Origin of the sequence: Microcoleus sp. BROC3 (assembly GCF_036702515.1) — a bacterium.
Taxonomy (GTDB): Bacteria; Cyanobacteriota; Cyanobacteriia; order Cyanobacteriales; family Microcoleaceae; genus Microcoleus.
Map to the genome: position 1 here is coordinate 68,006 of NZ_JAUBTQ010000029.1, position 20,849 is coordinate 88,854.

Consider the following 20,849-nt stretch of genomic DNA (forward strand, 5'->3'; position numbering starts at 1 on the left):
ACTCAAAACTAGCAACTTCAGTTCGCTATCGAAAACTCGGCAATTCAATTTCAGCTAGCGATCGGCGTTTTTTAGAAGCCCGCAGCGGACTGGCAATCAAGGTCAGCCAGTCGGGTTGGGCGACTGCTGTAGCTTTGGTCACACTCGATCGCACTTCTTGAATGCCAAAGGTTTCAACGGAGTTCAAAATTTGAAAAGCCCTGGCTAATTCTTGCGTGTCCACTTTGGTAGCAGTTTCGGGTTCAGACTCCGCCACCGGCATTTCAGGTTCCGCAACCGCAGGGGCCGAGTCAGTTGCCGGCTCATGAGGCTGGTAGGTTTCGCTCTCCTGCAATTGAATGCCGGATACTTGGGCTAATTTGTTGAGTTCCACATTGACTGGGGATTCAGGCTCGATCGCCTCGGCAGCAGCCGCTACCTCTGGATGCTCTTCGGGTTCCGACCAAGGTTGGACAGGGGAAGCGTTGAAGGCTGGCGGCAGGGGAACTTGAGAGCTTTTAACCGCCGCTAGCAATGATTCTAATTGCGCGCTGGCGGTATCGGGAACATTGTCAGGCGGCTCGATAATCGGCGACTTCACCTGTGGCCTCTCCAAACTTCTTTCCAAGGCAGCTTTGAATTGCAGGGTGTGGCGCTGCTGGCGGTGCAAGCGGGATCGCAATTCCCTGCAAATATTTTCTGTGGCTACTAACTGGTGTAACTGTTCGTTGTAGCGCTGCACAGTAGACGCACATTCTCGCTCAACAGTCGCTAGCCTGACTTGGCTGGTTGCCAACTGACTTCTTAAACTTTCGACTAAAATTTCTTGACTTTGGAGGGTTTGATGGGAAACTTCCACTTTCCCAAAAAGCCGCGTCAATTGTTCTTGAGTATTTTCGAGTTCTGCAGTCCGCTGTTCTAGCAAAGTTTCGCGATTCTGCAATGTTTTTTGGGACTCTTCAAGAGCTGTTTCTAGCTGCGCGATCCGCTGCAAAAGGTCGCGGTTGCATTCGTGCAGCGCTTGCATGAGGGTGACTGGGGTCGATCCTTTGCCCTTGGCCTGTTCGGCATTCCCAAGCATATTTTTTAGATTGTCTGAAATCGGGGGCGAGCCCGCCTCGGTCGGCTGTGTCTGAGATTGCGAATTTTTTGTTTCAGGTTGTGTGGGAATTGCATCTACGCCGATGGCGTTGGGAAAATCTACTGTTTGCCAGTCTTCTTCTGGCTGTTGGGGAACGGTTGCGGGAGTGTCTGTCGGATGGGGGGCGATCGGCTCAAAACCCCCAGCATCAGAAATATTTGACTGCAATGGTTCGGTATCGGATGGAACAGCAGGGTACGGTTGGTGCTGATGGGCTCGAAGATCAGCTTCTGACATGGCTTTTTATCCCAATAGTCACAGGGTCTCAGATACAGTCTATCCTTACATATTCTCCAGAAGGAAGCCCCTAAGTGATAGTTGTTGTCATTTTTCCTGTTTTTTCGGACAATAGCCTCTGAATCGATGCGCGCGATCGAACTACAACCCCAACTCAAATTCAGGCGTAAGATGCGCCTGTGAGTACCCTACAGACGTGAGTTTTTGGCCTGCGAGTCCTATCAAAATAATTTTTCCCGATCTCTAACGCACTGTTTCGGTATCTGGGCGATCGCCTAAGCTTTAACAACTGCAAAATGTTTGTCAATGATTGCTGGAACTTCTGCCGGTGCAATGCGGCTGTAGCGAGTTTTGTCCGGCATCACAACTATATTTGGGCCTGCTTTACACTGTTTGAGACATCCGGTTCCCTGTACTGTCACTTGGTGTTCTAAACCGCGCGCATTCAAAGAATTTTCTAAAGCTTTACAGACTCCTCCAGCGCCCCGCTTCAGGCAGTCTGATTTTTGACATACTAATATTTTGGTTTGGGTTTTTGCCGGAGCTTTTACAGTTTGAGCTGCTGTGGGAGAGGTGACTTGGGTTTTGCCGATCGCGCGATCGTCGGATGTCAATACCCCAACAGGCACATTGGTGGAGTCGAGGTGTTCGTGCGATCGATCGTCGTTGCCCTGAGCCAGCTTGAGGCTGCGAGCTTTAAGTTTTATTTTACCGTTTTTCAAGTTGAGTTCTTTCTCACCTGCAACTTGAACTTTCAACCCGGGCGTCAAAATAGGTAACAGAAATGACCGCAATTCCTTGCAAAGTTTAACAAGATATTCTACTCCGCGATCGCTGCTAATTCGCAAATATTTAAGTTTACAGCCATCTTCAATAATCAGGCCGAGGATTTCTCCCTCTAAGTTGAATTCGGAAACTTGCTTGCCAGATTTATACATTGTTATAACTCCTTTAAATCCGTTACATCCGTTACATCTTGTACGCTGCTCTTTCCCTAACTTCCTGCTTCCTTTAGCCCCTTTGCCAGCAGCACTCCAGCCACTGCACGAGTTCGCCCCTCGGGGCACTGACTTGCCTCAACACGCTCTTTAACTGAGCCGCTTGTTTGACAGTGTTGACTTTTGCCCGCAAAGGTTGGTCAACCGCACACCAGCAGGGAATTTCTAGTTCTTGCAAGCGTTTGTAAACTTGCCACCTATCTAGCCAACTAACTTGCACAATGTCACAAACTTCTAATTCTGGATCTGCTGGATTCATTTTTTAACAACAGTAATAATTTGCATTAATTTTTACCCTGACTGGTAGCGGGTAGAAGTTAAAAGCCAGATTTCAGCAGAACATCAAAGATGATCGAAAGCCCTTCCTGAAAAATTCTGCCTTTTACCTTCTGCCTTCTGCCTTCAGAAGGTTCGCCCCACTTTCAGGAAGCGTTCAGAACGAGCATCTTTCTAAAGCATAACCCAACTGCTAATTATTCTCAATAGGTTTACCAAAAAAATTTCCTACTCTACAAAATCTTCTACTATCGAGGCCGACCCTGCTTGACGGGTAAATCTAGGGTGCTAGACTGACTCTATTGGCAACAAAACTGCCTATTGAGAGGAGAACACACATGGCTGAGACTCAGAGTGCATTGAGACCGTTTGGCCACATAGCCGAAAATCCTGTTCTACTGGAACATTCAGTCACAGCACCGATTTGTGAAGGGATGAACGCGCTGCTGGCCAGTTTTCAGGCTCTATACCTGCAATATCAAAAACATCATTTTGTGGTGGAAGGGGCAGAATTCTACTCCTTGCACAAATTCTTTGAAGAAAGCTACGGAGAAGCTCAAGATAGCGTCCACGAGTTGGGCGAACGGTTAAACGGGTTGGGCGGCATACCGGCAGCTAGCTTTAGCAAGTTAGCCGAGCTGTGCTGTTTTGAGCCGGAAGCCGACGGCGTGTATTCCTGCCGCCAAATGCTAGAACACGATTTGACGGCAGAACAAGCTATTATAGGTTTGCTGCGCCGTCAAGCAGGACAAGCAGAAAGTTTGGGCGATCGAGCTACGCGCTACCTTTACGAAAAAATCCTGCTGAAAACCGAGGAACGGGCTTATCACATTTCCCACTTCCTCGCCCCCGATACCTTAGTGCAATTGAACTTGAACTAACAATTCTTCTTCTCCCTCTTCCTTAGCACACGTGGCACAGGCGTCTCGCCTGTGAATTTTGACAGTTCATTATCTTAGATCGAAAAAAAAGCGAGCAGTTTTCTAACTGCCCGCTTTTTTATACAAAGTGCGCTTACCCGCAGGGAATTAAGGCGCTAAAGCATTCCCGCGCAACAAACTACCAATGGTTTTCGCAGTAATCTTCATTTGGATGAAAGGATTCGCCGGTACTACTGTCTTATACAAATAGCTATCGAATGTGAGTTTCTGCACATCGCGATCGGCACACATTTCCACAAAAGCTTCGCGAGTAGCGTCGGAACGGTAAAACACGCGCTGCAAAATGTCCAGAACTTTGTAAGTAATGCCGTAGGCTTTATCCCACCGCTTCAGGTAAATCTTAATTTCCTCTTCAGTCGGAATGCGCGCGCCTTTATTGGAAATCTCCACAATAGTTTCGGCACACATCCGGCCAGACTTGGCGGCAAAATAGATACCTTCGCCGGAAGACTTGGTAACGTAGCCGGCGGCGTCGCCTACGAGAGCAACTCGGCCGACAACCCGGCGGGGACGCGGATGTTCCGGGATGGGGTGAGCTTCCACTTTAATGATTTCACCGCCGAGGAGTTTTTTGGCAGCGCGGGCGCGGACTCCTGCTTGCAGCTTTTTGATGCTGGCTTGATTGACTTTCATCGTGCCGGTACCGACGGCTACGTGGTCGTATTTGGGGAATACCCAAGCGTAGAAGTCGGTAGATACGTCGTCGCCGACGTACATTTCGGCTAAGTCTTGGTAGTAAGCCATTTTATCTTCCGGCAGGCGGATGCGCTCTTGGAAGGCGATCGCATAATTGTAGTCGCCAGCGTCGATCGCCTTTGCTACGCGGGAGTTAGCGCCGTCAGCCCCGATTACCAAATCCACTTTCAGAGTTTTCTGAATTCCCATTGCGCTGCCGTCGGAGTGGTCGGCATAGTGGAGAGTATAGGGGTCTGTATTGTTGCCGGGAATTTCTAATTTGTGAACGGTGCCGTTAATTAGTTTTGCACCCAACGAAGCGGCCCGATCGCGCATGAAGCCGTCGAGCACTTCGCGGCGGCACATACCGATGTATTCATGTGCGTTTTCAATATTGATGTCCACCTCGACGTTGGAGGGGGAGATCATTTTCATTTTTCTGACTTGGCGGTCAATAATACTTTGCGGCAAGTCAAATTCGCTGACCATGCACAGGGGAATCGCCCCACCGCAGGGTTTGGCGTTGTCTAATTTACGCTCGAATAGGTATGTTTCGATGCCTGCTTTTACCAATGTTTCGGCGGCGGAAGAACCCGCAGGGCCTGAACCTACTACTGCAACCCTTAGTGTCAAAGCTTTTCTCTCCAGTTTTTTTCTATAGGCATTACTCAGGTGTGATGGTATCACGGAGTTTGGATGCGGTGGCGTGAAGCAGGGGAGATTTCAATGAAATGAAACAGAGCTTAACAGTTCGATACGAAAATCGGGTCTGGGGCAGTAGGTGCGATCGAATATCTTAAATCTTTAACGGCAGATGAACGCAGATGTGCCTTGATGTGCGCTGGTGTGCCCTGGTGTGCGATCGAACATTTTGCACTATTTTCTAAGAACAGGCAAGATGCCTGTTCCACAAAGAATGAATTTTCTGCTTGTGGGGTGGGCTTCTAGCCCGCCCGGACATGAACAGGCTTTCGGGCCTGTTCCACAAAGAGTGCATTTGGTTTTTGTGGGCCGTTGCTCCTAGCCCGCCCGGAAATAGGTTAGAACCAGTCCAATAAGTTACATTAAAGTTACTTGCACTTATATCTAAAATTCTTATGCTCGGTAATTTTCAACAAAGCAACCTGCGGATTGAGCTTGAAGCTTCCGAAACAGCGATTAGGGACAGCTTGTTGCGTCCGAGTCAATTGCAGCAGTGGTTGTGGCCGCAGCAGTTGTCTAGCGGTTTGCCGGAAGAATTTTCTCAAGGTTTGACCTTTACGAGTTGGTTGGGCCCCGTCGCAGTTCAGCATCAGGTTGATATTGCTGAGCACAATTGTCTGCGGCTGTTATTGAGTCAGGGAATTGACGGATTTCACGAGTGGTATTGGGGCGACGGTTGGGTGCAGTCTCGGTTGGAGGGAGTGTCGCTGCTGCCGCTGAATTTGGGGCAAACGGCTAGTTTACTCCGGCTGCGGGAGTTTGTGGTCCGCAAGGGTAAGGGGAAGTAGATAAATGACTCTCCAAAATCATTAGAACAAACCCTGGTACTCCTGCATAGCAACGAAAAATTCTCAACCCTTTTAGGGGTAAAGAAGCGTTGTAATGATGAATAAAGTACCACAAGGCTCCCACACGATGCGAGAGCTTTTTAGATTAGGAAAGACTCTTTCTTACAACAATAGCGAGATCTCCTGTACATCAGGGAGTTCTTGCATTTTTTGATATCAGAAGTTTTGCCCGTATCTTTCCCGACAGATTTGTGTCGCTGGCGAGGCAAAACTTTTTTATAGGCGGAAAAAAAATCTGTATATCTGTATAATAGACGGCACATTGTCTGTCAACTACTGGGAGGGAATCCGACAAACCTTTAGCACCCATTTCAACTCGACTTCCTATATATAGCCATCCTCGCATCATTGATGAATTTCTTACTCCCTCCCCGCGAGTTCGGGGAGGGTTGGGGTGGGGTAAAAAATTTACGACTCATGTAGGATTGCTATCAACCGCTAGCATTTCATTGGTAAAGGCATCAATTGCCAGCTTTTTCCACTGCTTGTTACCCTTATCGTCTACGAAAAACTACATTTCATCACCTTGAATTATTAACTTGCCTTTTTTTTACTTTACTTGAACTTGCCGGAGGACTGATGCTAATTGTTGAAAAAGACAGAGTATTGCAAGCAGCGCGGGTACACCCCGTGACTTTGACAATCCCGGCTCAAGATATTTTTGACAATAAAAGCCGATCGCTCAATTATTTGGTTTCTTCTGAAATCCTTTGATGTCTGGGGTTTTCAACAAACTGCCTGTGACAATATATACATTTAAAATTTTGCTTAGCGCTGGAGGTGGGACAAGTTTTAACGATGTTTGGAGAACCGAAACGGAGACAATTCATGGAGTTGAAAATTAACAAGGCTTAGATTCGTCGCATGATAACTCCTTACCCTTACTCTCTCAGACCACCTGAAAGCCACTTCCCTGCCGAAAAACTAAGAGTGTGTTATAAAAACATAATTTGTTCCTTTCTAAAGCGCTATTCTTGACACAACGAACCGGGTGTGTTTTGACTTCGCGTTAATTTTTACCAGAAAAATAAATATGCTGTCCATTCCAGGCATTGCCGTCCAGAAGCTGCTTTACGAAAGTGCCAACTCTCTGGTTTACCGGGCCCTTCGGGAAGCGGATCGCCAACCGCTCATCCTCAAACTTCTCAAAGAGAGCTACCCCACACCTCAAGAATTGCTGCGCTACCGCACCGAATACCGCATCACCCGAGAGCTGAAAGAGGCGGGAGTCGTGCGAGTCTATGACTTGCAAAAATACCAAAACAGCCTCGTGATTTTTGTGGAGGACTTTGGCGGGGAATCCTTGAAAATATGGATGCAGCAGCGAAAGTTTAGCCTCAACGAGTTTCTGCTCCTGGCTATTGCTGCCACTGAAACTTTAGGGCAAATTCACAGCGCCAATATTATCCACAAGGATATTAACCCTTCTAATATAGTATTTAATCCAGCCACCGGCCAGCTCAAAATTATCGACTTTGGCATTTCTACTCAGTTAAAAAGAGAAACGCCGACCCTGAAAAACCCCAACATTTTAGAAGGAACCTTAGCTTATATTTCACCAGAACAAACCGGCAGGATGAATCGCACTCTCGATTATCGCACAGATTTTTACTCTCTCGGCGTCACCTTCTACGAATTGCTGACAGGAAAACTACCTTTTGAGACAGAAGATGCTTTAGAGTTGGTTCACTGCCACATTGCCAGACAACCAGTTCCTCCGCACGAAAATGCTCCAAAAATTCCCCTAATTATCTCGAAAATTGTCAGTAAATTGATGGCAAAAAATGCCGAAAACAGGTATCAAACTGCCTTGGGGCTAAAGCACGATCTAGAAATGTGTCTGGTTCAATTACAAAAAACGCATAGCATAGAAGAATTTGAATTGGGAAAGCGGGATATTACAGACCGTTTCCTGATTCCTGAAAAGTTATACGGTAGAGAAACTGAAGTCGATCATCTATTAGCAGCATTTGAAAGAGTCAGTACGGCTAGTGCCGAAATGATGCTAGTAGCTGGCTTTTCTGGGATTGGTAAAACCGCCGTAGTGAACGAAGTCCACAAGCCGATCGCCAGACAGCGCGGCTATTTTATTCAAGGCAAATACGACCAATTTGGGCGCAATATTCCTTTCAGTGCATTTGTGCAAGCATTTCGAGAATTGATGGGACAATTATTATCAGAAAGTGACGCTCAATTACAAACATGGAAAACCAATATTCTGACAGCAGTGGGTGATAGCGGGCAAGTGCTGATTGAGGTGATTCCTGAATTAGAACGAATCATTGGCGCTCAAAGTCCTGCACTAGAACTGTCGGGGAGTGCAGCACAAAATCGGTTTAATTTGCTGATGCAAAAGTTTGTACAAGTATTTACTACTGCCGAACATCCCTTAGTGATTTTTTTGGACGATTTGCAGTGGGCAGATTCAGCATCGCTCAACTTGCTACAACTGTTAATGCAGGATACGGGGCATCTGTTAGTATTGGGTGCTTATCGGGATAATGAAGTCTCCCCTGTTCATCCGTTTATGTTGACGGTGGATGAGATTGTGAAGTCTGGGGCAGCGGTGAATACTATTACGCTGCAACCGTTGAGTTTAGCAGATATGAATCAGTTGGTAGCAGATACGCTGATTTGCGATTTATCCTTTGCCAAGCCTTTGACAGAATTGGTTTATCAAAAAACCAAAGGTAATCCCTTTTTCTCTACTCAATTCCTCAAGTCGTTGTATGAAGATGGTCACATTATATTTGCTCCCCCTGGGTCCCTCACCCCCCTTTCATCCCCCCTTACCAAGGGGGGACAGAGGGGGGTACAAGGAGGGTGGCAGTGCAATATCGATCGAGTTAAATTTGCCGACGCTTCGGATGTGGTTGAGTTTATGGCGGCGCAATTGCAGAAGTTGCCTGCGGAAACTCAGGATGTTCTTAAACTTGCCGCGTGTATTGGGGCGCAGTTTGATTTAGAGACATTGGCAGTCGTTACCGAAGAACTACCAGAACAAACGGCATCAGCGCTGTGGCAAGCCTTGCAAGAAGGACTTATTTTACAGATTGCAGAAGGCTATGATTTAATTCAAACAGATGCTGAATCTCGGAATTATTCTGTTGCTAATCCAACTTATAAGTTCCTGCACGATCGCGTCCAGCAAGCGGCTTATTCATTGATTCCCGACGATCGAAAACAAGCCACTCATCTGAAAATAGGACAGTTACTGCTACAAAGTTCTTCCGAGATAGAAACAGAAGAGAAACTGTTTGATATTGTGGGGCATTTAAATCAAGGAATTGAGTTAATCAATCAATTAAGTGAACGCTCAGCTTTAGCCCAACTCAACTTAGAAGCAGGACGTAAAGCCAGAAGTTCTACCGCCTACGCTGCGGCAAATATCTATCTACAAACGGGAATTGAGCTGCTGACACCTCAATGCTGGCAAACTCAATATGAACTGGCGCTAAATCTCTATGTTGCTGCTGCTGAAATTGCCTATTTGAATGGTGACTTTGATGGTATGGAACAGATGGCAGGACGGGTTTTGCAAGAAGCCCAGACGATTTTAGATCGAGTTAAAATTTACGAAATTAAAATTGCGGCTCAAACAGCCCAGAGCAAGGTTTTAGAAACGATCGCAGTAGCCAGAGACGCACTCTTACAATTGGGGATTGAACTTCCTGCCGAACCCGATCAAGCCAACATTGGCAAAGCGCTACAAGCCCTTGCGGGCCCCCTCGGCTGCAGAAAGATTGAGGAACTGGTTGACTTACCTGTGATGACAAATCCACAGACTCAGGCAGCTATGCAACTGTCTGGTATGTTGTTTCCACCCATTTTCCAGGGAATGCCCGGTTTGCTGCCCCTGCTGAGCTCCACGATGGTGAGTTTATCGCTCTCCTTTGGGAATGCACCCGCATCGACGGTTGGTTATGCGATGCACGGGATGGTGTTCTGTGCCTTTTTACAAGAGGTGGAAACGGGCTATGACTTTGGGCAATTGGCACTTTCATTGCTGGATAGGTTGAATGTGCCCGAATTCAAGTCCACAGTTCTACTTTTGTTTGGTGGTTGGATTCAGCATCGCCAAGAAGCTCTTTTGGCAACGATACCGACGCTGAAAGAGGGCTATAGGTTTGGTATGGAAACAGGCGACTTTGTAGACGCTGGCTACAACATATATATTTGCTTTTATACTCATTTATTCGCTGGTGTAGAACTAGACACTTGGGAACCAGAAATAGCAAGTTACAGGGCTGTCATGGCGCAGTTGAAACAATCTTCTGCTCGGGTTTATTTGGATATGATTCAGCAGACGGTGGAAAACTTGAGGGAAACCCATACTCGGCCGGATTTGTTAATAGGCTCTGCCTACGATGAAACGGTGATGATTCCCAAGCACTATCAGGATAATGAATTCACGGCGATCGCCTGTGCCTGCATCTTCAAACTGCTGCTTGCTTACTGCTATGGCAATTACACGGCTGCCCTAGACCACATTACCCAAGTCAAACAGTATTTGATGGGAGTATCTGGATCGGCTTTTGTTCCAATTTTTCATTTTTATGCCGCCCTGACGCACCTGGCACTTTTTCCCGCACAGCCAGCAATTGAGCAAACTGACATTATTGCCTTAGTGGAAACCCACCAAAGCACGGTGCAACAGTGGGCGCAAAATGCTCCGATGAATTATCTGCATAAATGGTATTTAGTGGAAGCAGAACGGCAACGGGTGTTGGGCAATAAAGCCGAGGCGATTGAAATGTACGATCGCGCCATTTCTGGAGCCAAAGAAAACAAATATGTTAATGACGAAGCCCTGGCAAACGAATTAGCAGCCAAATTCTACGGGGAATGGGGCAAAACAAAAGTTGCTCAAGCCTACATATTTGAGGCGTATTATTGTTATGTTGAATGGGGAGCGACTGCTAAGGTAACGGATTTAGAAACGCGATATCCCCAATTATTCGCGGTAAATCAACCGGGAAGAAAAAACACTCAAACTACCGTAGCAATGACAACCACTGGTTCGGGGAATCACCTAGATATCACCGCAGTCATGAAGGCTTCTCAGGCGATTTCTGGAGAAATTATGCTAGATAAGCTACTGTCTAGCTTGATGAAAATTTTGATGGAAAATGCAGGGGCGCAACGAGGCTATCTGATTTTGTTAAGCCAGGGACAACTGTTCATTGAAGCTGAAGGAACAATCGAGGACGAACTCGTCACCGTGTTGCAGTCAATTCCCGTTGAAACCTGTCAAGAACTTTCTACCGCGATTGTCAATTATGTGAGCCGCACTCAAGAAAGCGTGGTACTGGATGATGCTGCCCGATCGGGACAATTTACCAAAGACCGCCACATCCGAAAGCATCAGCCCAAATCAATTTTATGTGTGCCGCTGATTAATCAATCTCAAATCATTAGTATTGTTTACCTAGAAAATAATTTGACAGCGGGAGCTTTTACCCCAGAAAGAGTGGAAATATTAAAAGTTTTATCTGGACAAGCGGCGATCTCGATTCAAAATTCTAAGCTTTATACAGAAGTACGCGAAAATGAAAGGAGGCTGGCTCAACTCAACAAAGCTTACGAGCGATTTGTTCCCCATCAATTCCTCCAGTTTTTAGAGAAATCAAGCATCATTGATGTGGAATTGGGCGACCAAGTGCAGTTAGAAATGTCGGTGCTGTTTTCAGATATTCGCAATTTTACGACGCTTTCGGAAACTATGACGCCGGAGGATAATTTCAAATTTATCAATTCTTATCTTTCTCGCATGGAACCCGTCATTAATGAAAATAAGGGGTTTATCGACAAATATATTGGCGATGCGATTATGGCGCTGTTTAGCGGTGAGGCGGATCATGCGGTGAAAGCGGGAATTGCTATGCTGTACCGTCTCGCTGAATACAATGAATACTGCGCTAACTCTGGCTGTGCGCCGATTCAGATTGGGATTGGCATTAATACTGGCACGTTGATGCTGGGAACTGTGGGAGGACCAAATCGGATGGACGGGACGGTAATCAGCGATGCGGTGAATTTAGCCTCAAGGGTAGAAAGTTTGACAAAAAATTATGGGGTGTCGCTGTTAATTACCCAGCCAACTTATTCGCGCCTAAAAAATCCATCCCAGTACGCAATCCGCACTCTCGACACGGTAAAAGTCAAGGGAAAATCCGAAGCTGTGACGGTTTATGAGGTGTTTGATGCAGATCCGCTACAAATTAAAGAGGGCAAGTTAGCTACGCTGGAATTGTTTGCAAAAGCTTTGGCTATTTACTCAGAAGGAAATGTGGCTGAAGCGGCGTGGCTGTTTTCAGAGTGTTGGCGTCAGAATCAGGGCGATCGCATTGCTAAAATTTATTGGGAACGCTGTCAGTCTGCATTGGGGACTCGCACAAAAATCAAAGACCGGCTACACAATTTAAATTAAGCGGTTGCTATACCTGACAATCACAGCAAAAGTGCGATCGACTGCTGAGGCAACATACAAACTAGGCGATCGAAATCGGGTAGGTATGTTGTTGCGCTAAAGCGCTTTAGCGCAACAACATACCAAGTCTAAAAAGTTAGTAGCTGAACTATACTGCTGGCAGTCACTCCCTTCAAAACAGCTAAATATTCCCCTGTTACCTGATACTGAATTATAGTATCGCTAACAAAAGCGCCGGTTCCTTGAAAAATATTTAACTCGCTAAAAGCCAGGGGGCTAATTAAATCAATTTTGTCTTGATTTAGGGTAAAATCAGCGATCGCATCGGCAGTAGCTAAGTCTATTCCACCAGTGCCGATCGCGATCGCAAACACATCAAAACCCAATCCGCCTGTGAGAGTGTCGGCACCCATTTCTCCAAATAAGTAGTCATTGCCCCCGTCGCCAAATACTATATCGTCGCCATCGCCGCTGTAAATGCGATCGTTTTCCTTACCTCCGTAAATCAAGTCAATGTCGCCGTCACCCCGAATAAATTCAATGCCTTGGCCGCCAAAAATAATGTCATTGCCATCGCCGCCGCTAATACCGTCATCACCTTTTTGTCCGTAAAGCAAGTCATCCCCTGCTTTGCCATCAAGATAATCGTTGCCGGGGCGTGCGTGGATCATGTCGTTTAATGCCGATCCTGTGACGCGATCGTCCTTGTCTGTCAAACCGATTACTGACTTTTGGGACAGGGTTTTGACATCGCCTAAGTTGTCATTATCGCTGATATTGACCGTGAGAGGGGCGGCGAGATTATTATACAATGTGTCATTGCTGGTAGTGGCGTGGCTAATTGTGCTTACACGATCGCCCTCAACAACCGCATCGTCAACCGCAGTCACCGTTACCGTTTGAGCCACATTCCAGTTTGCCGGAGTAAAAGTAAGGGTAGGTAGGCTGACAGTAACTTGGCTTCCAGGGGTAATGGCGACGGTGACATTAGCAGTTGGCTGAGTATTTAGCCGCACTTTGTATATATCGCTGCCCAAGCTTTCGAGTACGTCGGTACTCGAAAGTGGTTCAAGGAAAATGACAGCGGGAGTACCTAGAGTCGGCGTTGGAGTCGGAGTCGGTGTTGGCGTTGGAATCGGCAGGGGAATCGGAGTCGGTGTTGGCGTGGGAGTCGGCGTGGGAATCGGAGTCGGCGTGGGAATCGGAGTCGGCGTGGGAGTCGGAGTCGAAGTTGGAGTCGGTATTGGAGTTGGCGTTGGAGTCGGCGTTGGAGTCGGTATTGGAGTTATTGTCGGAGTTATTGTCGGAGTTGGAGTTATTGTCGGAGTTGGAGTTGGAGTTGGAGTCGGAGTCGGAGGCGGAGTCGGAGGCGGAGTCGGAGTCGGAGTCGGAGTCGGAGTCGGTGTTGGCGTGGCAATGTTAACAGTAAAACTGCCTAAATTGCTAGCTACAACTTGATTGCCAAAAGTATCTTTTACTTGCGATGCTTGCAAATTAACAGCATAACTCCCATTATCTGTATCATCCCAACTTCCCCCAGGCGGAGTTAGAGAATAAGTGGCCGTGCGAGGTGTGCCATTATTATTAGTATCGACGCTGACAAATGTAGCGGTAATTGTACCACCTGACCAATTTACTACCAGGTCAGAATTATCTAAACTGCTAACATCAACTCCACTGCTATCACTGAAAGTAACTGTCAATGTCTGACTTGTACCACCCGAATTAGTAATGTTAGAAACTCCACCCAAGCTAGCAGTAGGTGCGGTAATATCGGCAGTACGAGTCAGTTGAGGGGCAGCGATATTGTTATTACTAGCAGTATCCGTAGCAATAGCCGCAAGTACATCAACGGTGACAGGGCCATCAGCCTTCGGGGTGACATCAAAGGTGTAGGTTTTGGCATTAACTGTGACAAAGTTCCCGACAGTCGCATTGGCGACGGTGATATCAGTAAAATCAAAGCCGTTGACATTTTTACTAAAGGTAGCAGTGACGCTAAATAAACCATTTACTAAAGTTGTTGTTGGTGATGCGGGTGTTAAGGCAACTATTGGTGCAATGCCATCAATAACTATTGCTTTGGAAGCACCCAAAGAATTGGGTGCACCCGGAGTTACTAAAGTTAAGATGGCATCACCATTGGTCGCATTCTTAATAGTACCCCCACTCAGGGATAAAGCTGTTGTGGAAACATAGTCTAAGTCTGGGCTGATATCGCCTGCAGCTACTGCATACCGGAATGTCAAGGTGTTGCTGCCGCTGCCTGAAAGATAACTGGCGAAAGGAGTTACCCCTGCTAAGCTAAGTTGTGGCGTGCCTGTGACATAGACGCTTTGAGAGAAGTTAACTGTAATGTCGATCGATCTACCAATACCGTAAGTGCCGTCTGCTGTGGTGGCACTAACACTCGTAACAGTGGGAAGGGGATTAATTGCAATATCGGCAGTTTCAGTATCGCTACTGAAAACACTGGATGTAGTGTTATTCGTTCGGTCTGTGGTGTAGTCGGCTACGTCGCCGTTAGTGCCAGTAATTCGATCCCAGGCGGCAAAGGCGATCGCGTCGGTGACAGTGCCGTTATAACCTGCATCGGGAACAAATCGGAGGCTGGTGTTGGTATCACTCGCTAATAGTAAGGCGCTGGTGGCAGAAACGGCTGGGGCGTTATTCCAGGTGGTGCCGTCGGTGGTGTATTGCCAACTGCCGTTAGTGGTGTCGAGGTTGGTGATGGCAATACCTTGTAAGGCGCTGGCGTTGGGATCGGCGATTTTTGTACCGCCGAGGTTGGCGATGATGGTACTAATTAATGTACCTGTGCTGGCACTGTCGTTTTGGTTTTGGGCGTTGAGAGTGGGTGTGCCGGTGTTATCTAGTGCGGGGGAGTCGTTGACTAAGACGGTGACAGTGGTGGGAGTGGAGGCGGTGCCGTCGGTGGCGGTGTATTGAAAGGTGTCTACACCGTTGAATCCGGCGTTGGGGGTGTAGAGGATGCTGCTTGAGGGGTAAATGGCGATCGCATTGACAGGGGCATTCATGCCGCTACTGGGATTGAAAGCAGTATCCAGGCTGCCGTCGGCATTCATTCTGGCGATATAGTTGCGAGCTGTGCCGTTGACTGTGGTGAATACGCCGCCTGCGTAAAGTTTGCCACTGCTGTCGAGGGGGATCGCTCTGACATCGCTATCCATGCCGCCAGTGGGGTTGAAAGCATTATCCAGGCTGCCGTCGGCGTTCATTCTGGCGATTCTGTTGCGAGCTGTGCCGTTGACTGTGGTGAATACGCCGCCTGCGTAGGGCTTGCCGCTGCTGTCGACGGCGAGCTCATAGACAACGCTATCCATGCCGCCAGTGGGGTTGAAAGCAGTATCCAGGCTGCCGTCGGCGTTCATTCTGGCGATTCTGTTGCGAGCTGTGCCGTTGACTGTGGTGAAACCGCCCCCTGCGTAAATCCAATCGTTGATGGTGGCGGTACCATTAGTAGGCGCAGTAGTGATGCTTTGCACTGAAACGCGACTGCTGCCCGTGTCGTTGGCGAGGGTGTCTATGCTAATTGGGGGCGAGTTGACGGGGATAGTTTTGTTATCGGGCTTAGCGGTGGCTAGGATGTGGCTGTAGCCTAAAGCCTTAATGGGTGTTGCTTCGATTGAGCCGATTTGTACTTCCAGTTCCCAGTCTCCACCCAGTGCGGCATTGCCTGTAAGGTTGGCCGAGGCGGCGATGTCGGCACCCGTTAATTCACTCAGGCGTTCGAGGAATTGGTGAGGTTTTGTGGGATTAACACCAGACTGGCCGGGGGCTTTAACCCCCGTCTGATAGCGAAAGTCATCGACAGATGACCCAATAAGTGAATTGTCTTGATTGTCTTGAGTCGCTTTTAACCGACTTAAGCTTAAAGACAGGGGTTTTAACCCCTGGCTGATGTGGCGGATGTAGTCGATGTCAGTTGTCACCGATACATCGGCGGCGACATTACACCCGTAGAGGAGAATATCGGCACCGGGAATTAATGCTTTGCGCCACTGTTTGAGTTGACGGCTGAAACTTTCTATGTTGCTGCTGTTGAGTGTATTTGCACCGAGTTGTACTGCCCCTGGACTGCCGTGAGAGATGATGTGGATTGCTTCTATATTTTGTTTAGTTGCTAGCCTTTCGGTGATTTGCTCAATGCCATTGAGGGTTTCATCTAGGATAATTACTTCAGCCTTTGGGGAAATGCCACTAATTAAACTCTGGTAATCTTCAACATTTGAGTCAATAAAAACTAGAGTTAAAACCAACTTTTGCTGTATCATTTGCATCTATTTAATTTTAACTTTTTAGGTTTTTCATTCAAATAGCATTTAGAGAATTACTAGCAATCAGATGTTAGTGATTCCATCATTCCTGGCGATTGCTTCGCTTCGTTCGCAATGATATTGTTAGTCTTGATGCACTTACTACTATGTCATTACGAATAACACAGCAATTTTATGTCGCGATTCAAGAAGCAATTGCAATCACCTTTATACCTTACCAAGGACTTCCAATCATTGTAAAACCCGACCAATAATAAGGATGGTAAAGGTTTCGATCACCTAGTTTAGCTAATTCTGGTGGCAATTCTAACTCCTTATTTAAGTTAGACAAAATTAAACGGCCATTTTCAATGCGAACTTGACCTTTGAGCATGGCGATTTGAGCCTGCCGCAAGGCTTCCGCTTTAATAGGCGCGACTTTTAACTCATGGTAAAATTCAGCCATTAACCCTAAAGTACCTTCATCGCTGACGTACCAAAGACTCGCCAAAACTGACTTCACGCCCGCTTGCACAGCTAGCCCCGCAAAGCCTAATTCAGCGTCATTATCACCCACAGCAGTTTTACAAGCGCTCAACACCAATAGCTCAACTTTAGGCGGCTGATTCCACCCTAGTTCGCGCACGCGATCGAGTGTTAGTCTGGTGTCTGATAACTGGATGTAAGAATTGCTCGGTGCTCCTGACTTAAACTCTCCGTGAGTGGCGAGGTGAATAATCCGATAGGGTCTGTCATTGCGCTGCGATTGAAGATTATTGAGAGTAAAGGTTTGATTGAGGAAAGATTCGCCTTTCCATTCTGAGGCAATAGCGTTAAGTTCTGCAGGCACTGCTGGCAAGGGTTGGTTATTGGTAAATTGCGAGGCTCCCATTGCTAAAACTTCAGCATTTTTAACGCTTTCATAGTTAGTATCGGTCAAGTTGACGCTGGGAATAAGTCCGATGCTGTATTTTTCTACTAGAAATTGAGAACCGTCATGGAGGGCGGCTAAGGGGAGCGATCGCAACCCCGCATCCATACTAAAAACTAGCGTATCGATGCCCTGAGCTTTCAAATCAGCTTCCAAGGGTGCAATTATCCACTGGTAAAGTTGCTGGGATGCTGGCAAATAGCTCTGAGTATTGATTTTGCTGGGACTAAGGAGTTCAGACCTGAAGCTGGCGACGACTTGCATCAAAGTTTCGCGCTTAGCTGGGGGGATGCTTTTATGAATTGGGATGCCTGTAGGGGGAACGATGATCAGGTCTAATTGTTCAGGGCGGGCTAAGGCGTAAATAATGGCTGGTTTCTTACCAGTTTGGTTGGCGATCGTTCTCATTCTTTGCTGTATGGCCGTAAAAGATTGCAAGTCCCGCCTGATTTCCTGGTAGACGTATGACCCCACTTGTTCGCTATAGAAGATATCGATAAAGAAACTGGCTTGAGGGATATCGCCTCTATCGATCAGTCGTGTGATATCGCTAAGGCTAACTCTACTTAGAGGCGATGCCGTTTGGACAACTTCGCTTACCCAATCGGATCTGTAGTTAAAAAGAGATTCAATTCTATTAATCATATTTAGGTTGTCAGATTGGGCGATCGCATTGGTAATTGAAATATCCGGTAATGTCGTTTGTTCTGATATTGGAGATGGCGCGGGTTCCGGTGTGGGTGGTATTGGAGATGGTGTTGGTTGTGGTATTGGAGATGGTGTTGGTTGTGGTATTGGAGATGGTGTTGGAGATGGTGTTGGTTGTGGTGTCGGTTGTGGTATTGGAGATGGTGTTGGAGATGGTGTTGGTTGTGGTGTCGGTTGTGGTGTCGGTTGTGGTGTCGGTTCCGGTGTTGGTTCCGGTGTTGGAGATGGTGTCGGTTCCGGTGTTGGAGATGGTGTCGGTTCCGGTGTTGGAGATGGTGTCGATTCCGGTGTTGGAGATGGTGTCGGTTCCGGTGTCGGTTGTGGTGTCGGTTCCGGTGTTGGAGATGGTGTCGGTTCCGGCGTTGGAGATGGCGCGGAAGTAACGATCGCAATATTGCCCTGAGTGTAAGTGCTTGGCGGCACCGGCACCGGGAATTGTGGCGAAATAGTCTCAGAACCTGATGTAATGGCTCCCGCCGTCCCATTCGTTGTCGCATCGCCGACAATAAAAGGTGTAGTAGTGCTCCCCGCGTGGCGAATAGTAATCGCGCCGCCACTTGTGCCATTAGCGCTGGAAATGCTCGCATTTACACCGTTACTATCTGTAAAAGTGCCGCTGACTGTGAGAAGATTGCCAGCCGTGAGGTCAATACTGCCGCCAGTAGAGTGAAGAGTGCCTGTAACGGCGATGTCGCTACCAGCTTTGAGAGTAATATTACCCCCAGAAGTGGCGATCGCATCCAGCGCAATGTCTCCTGCTGATTCCAAAATCACAGGCCCGCCTGCTGTCGAAATCGCTCCCACTCCGATGCTATTGCCCGAAGCAACACCCCCAGAAGCAAAAAATGTCTCCCCTGCTGTCGTATTCGGCGGCACATTCGCAGCATTCGCCAGAGTCGAAACGCCCGATCGCAGAATTAAAGCTGCACTACCTGAAAGCACGGCCGCATCTGGATCGGCGGAACCCGACAAAGTAGTATCTGGCCCTGTGATGGTAATATCTCCCGCCGCGATCGCGCCTTTTGCTTCTACCTTAAGTGAGGTTCCAGTATAATCACCAAATCTCACATCTCCCTCGGAGCTAATAATCGGGTCGTACAAACTCAAAAAACTGCCACCGTTGCCAGACAATGTGAGAATACTTACATTACCTCCCGCAGCGAAGTGAGCATCACCGGAAACATTGCCATTGCTCAATAATGTGATATCCCCTGCGGATTGGAATGCAGGGTTAGGGTAATTTAGCGCGAAGATATCAATATTTTGATTACCTTGTATAGTAAGATTGCCGCCTGCGATCGCCCTGAAAGCGTTATTCCCATCCCGCACCCGCACCGTATCTCCTGCCAATAGATACAAGTTGTTCTCAGTAAGTAGCTGGCTTTCTACCAAAGTGAGATTACTGGCTGCCGAGAGTGTAGCATTCTGACTATTAACAGTAGAACTAGCGATCGCCACATCCCCGCTTTCCACCTTCAAACCCGCCGTCAAAACCACTTCTCCTGCACCATTAACGGAGATACCAGTAGCAGAGTTCCTACCTGCGCCCGCAAGCAATTGCGGAAGAGACAAAGGCAGAGACAATTGCCCATTCTGTGCCAACAATTCGCCGTCAATAACCCCTATTTCTAAACTTAATAAATGCCCTTCTTTACTAATCCGAACAGCATTTTCACCGGGGACAGCAGCGACAATAATATTACCTTGGGGAGCATTGATGGAACCAGTGCTGACGACAGTACCGCCAACTAAAGTTATACTTTGTTCCGGCACAACAGCTAAATTACCTGCATTGAGGATACTTCCCGGTTGGCTGAGATTAAAGTAAAAAGTGTTCGGAGTTCCTATCAGCTTACTGTAATCGTTCGCTGCTGCAACATTGAACAAACCAGAATCAAAACCAATGTTAGTAGCAGTAGTAGCTGTAAAAGCAGCCGGAAGATTCAAGCTAGCATTAGGGCCAAATATAATGCCCGAAGGATTGATTAAAAATAGGTTGGAATTGCCGCCACTTACTTGAATTAAACCGTTAATAATAGAAGGATTGCCGCCTACTACCCGTCCTAAGATATTGCGAATAGCGGGAGTAGAAATAAAATTAGCAATCTGCCCTTCGCTAAGCCCAAACTGTTGAAAACTGTGGAAAAGATTCGCTCCATCTCTAGAAGTTTGGCCGCCTGTAATATTGAAGCGGTTGCCGTTGTCAGGCGTGACAGTAGTGCCAGCGTCATTGGGTGCGGGAACAATGAGTTGTCCTTGTACCACCGCTGTACTGACAATAGTGGCTGCGATCGCTAGCATTGCAGCACTCTGTATAGAAAAGAAGGCTAGTTTCATTAGCTTTGAGCTGGCACAACACATATCTAACAATTATAACTTTAAGGTATTAGCTGCTCAGTGCCGTCAACAGCAGCGTAAACTTAGCTATTAAGAACGTTGTCACAATCAGGGCGGTTGCTTTACCTGAAAATCACATTCTGCACCCTCAACTGTCACGATCGGTTTTTACTTATTTTTATCTAGCAATAAAGCTATAATTTATAGCTTTAAACCGTACATTGACTGAGAAAAAACGTTTTAAAGCCATAATTTATTATTTTAAAAATATAGTTTTCTGCGTAATTATGCTGTGTCACACCCCAAGCTGCGTAATGTGGGCTGAAAATCACAGCAAAAGTGCGATCGACTGTTGATGCACCCTACAAA

At 47.2% G+C, this 20,849-nt stretch carries 10 protein-coding genes; 4 read left to right on the forward strand and 6 right to left on the reverse strand.

Annotated elements, in window-relative coordinates; genetic code table 11:
- Window positions 1-25: 25 nt before the first annotated feature.
- The 3 genes from QUB30_RS19365 to QUB30_RS19375 all read right to left on the reverse strand — a co-directional run bounded on the left by QUB30_RS19365 (window position 26) and on the right by QUB30_RS19375 (window position 2,614).
- The gene (locus QUB30_RS19365) at window positions 26-1,357 is read right to left on the reverse strand and encodes a hypothetical protein (RefSeq protein WP_333336524.1); all 1,332 of its coding nucleotides are present in this window, start codon (window positions 1,355-1,357) and stop codon (window positions 26-28) included.
- 275 nt (window positions 1,358-1,632) lie between these two features.
- Entirely contained in the window at window positions 1,633-2,295 is a 663-nt protein-coding gene (locus QUB30_RS19370) for a (2Fe-2S) ferredoxin domain-containing protein (RefSeq protein WP_333336525.1), read from the reverse strand.
- 73 nt (window positions 2,296-2,368) lie between these two features.
- Window positions 2,369-2,614 carry an Asr1405/Asl0597 family protein gene (locus QUB30_RS19375; protein WP_333336527.1) on the reverse strand — a complete coding sequence of 82 codons (246 nt, stop codon included), beginning with the start codon at window positions 2,612-2,614 and terminating at the stop codon, window positions 2,369-2,371.
- Between the two features lie 355 nt (window positions 2,615-2,969).
- Here QUB30_RS19375 and QUB30_RS19380 point away from each other — a divergent pair, with 355 nt between their 5' ends.
- A complete protein-coding gene (locus QUB30_RS19380; protein ID WP_333066854.1) occupies window positions 2,970-3,512 on the forward strand; it encodes a Dps family protein in 543 nt (180 codons plus the stop codon).
- Window positions 3,513-3,659: 147 nt separating this feature from the next.
- Here QUB30_RS19380 and chlP read toward each other — a convergent pair whose 3' ends face one another.
- Window positions 3,660-4,880 (reverse strand): geranylgeranyl reductase, encoded by a 1,221-nt coding sequence (gene chlP / locus QUB30_RS19385; RefSeq protein WP_333336529.1) that lies wholly within the window; start codon window positions 4,878-4,880, stop codon window positions 3,660-3,662.
- Window positions 4,881-5,344: 464 nt separating this feature from the next.
- Here chlP and QUB30_RS19390 point away from each other — a divergent pair, with 464 nt between their 5' ends.
- The 3 genes from QUB30_RS19390 to QUB30_RS19400 all read left to right on the forward strand — a co-directional run bounded on the left by QUB30_RS19390 (window position 5,345) and on the right by QUB30_RS19400 (window position 12,227).
- Window positions 5,345-5,737: a hypothetical protein gene (locus QUB30_RS19390; RefSeq protein ID WP_333336531.1), complete on the forward strand. Its 393-nt coding sequence runs from the start codon at window positions 5,345-5,347 to the stop codon at window positions 5,735-5,737.
- Between the two features lie 639 nt (window positions 5,738-6,376).
- Window positions 6,377-6,511, forward strand: coding sequence for a hypothetical protein (locus tag QUB30_RS19395; RefSeq protein ID WP_333336532.1), 135 nt, complete (start codon window positions 6,377-6,379; stop codon window positions 6,509-6,511).
- A 319-nt stretch (window positions 6,512-6,830) separates the two neighbouring features.
- Complete coding sequence (locus QUB30_RS19400; RefSeq protein ID WP_333336533.1) at window positions 6,831-12,227, forward strand: AAA family ATPase; 5,397 nt, start codon at window positions 6,831-6,833, stop codon at window positions 12,225-12,227.
- A 128-nt stretch (window positions 12,228-12,355) separates the two neighbouring features.
- Here QUB30_RS19400 and QUB30_RS19405 read toward each other — a convergent pair whose 3' ends face one another.
- A complete protein-coding gene (locus QUB30_RS19405) occupies window positions 12,356-16,522 on the reverse strand; it encodes a DUF4347 domain-containing protein (protein ID WP_333336535.1) in 4,167 nt (1,388 codons plus the stop codon).
- Window positions 16,523-16,739: 217 nt separating this feature from the next.
- Window positions 16,740-20,444 carry a CHAT domain-containing protein gene (locus tag QUB30_RS19410; RefSeq protein ID WP_445300519.1) on the reverse strand — a complete coding sequence of 1,235 codons (3,705 nt, stop codon included), beginning with the start codon at window positions 20,442-20,444 and terminating at the stop codon, window positions 16,740-16,742.
- Window positions 20,445-20,849: the final 405 nt, after the last annotated feature.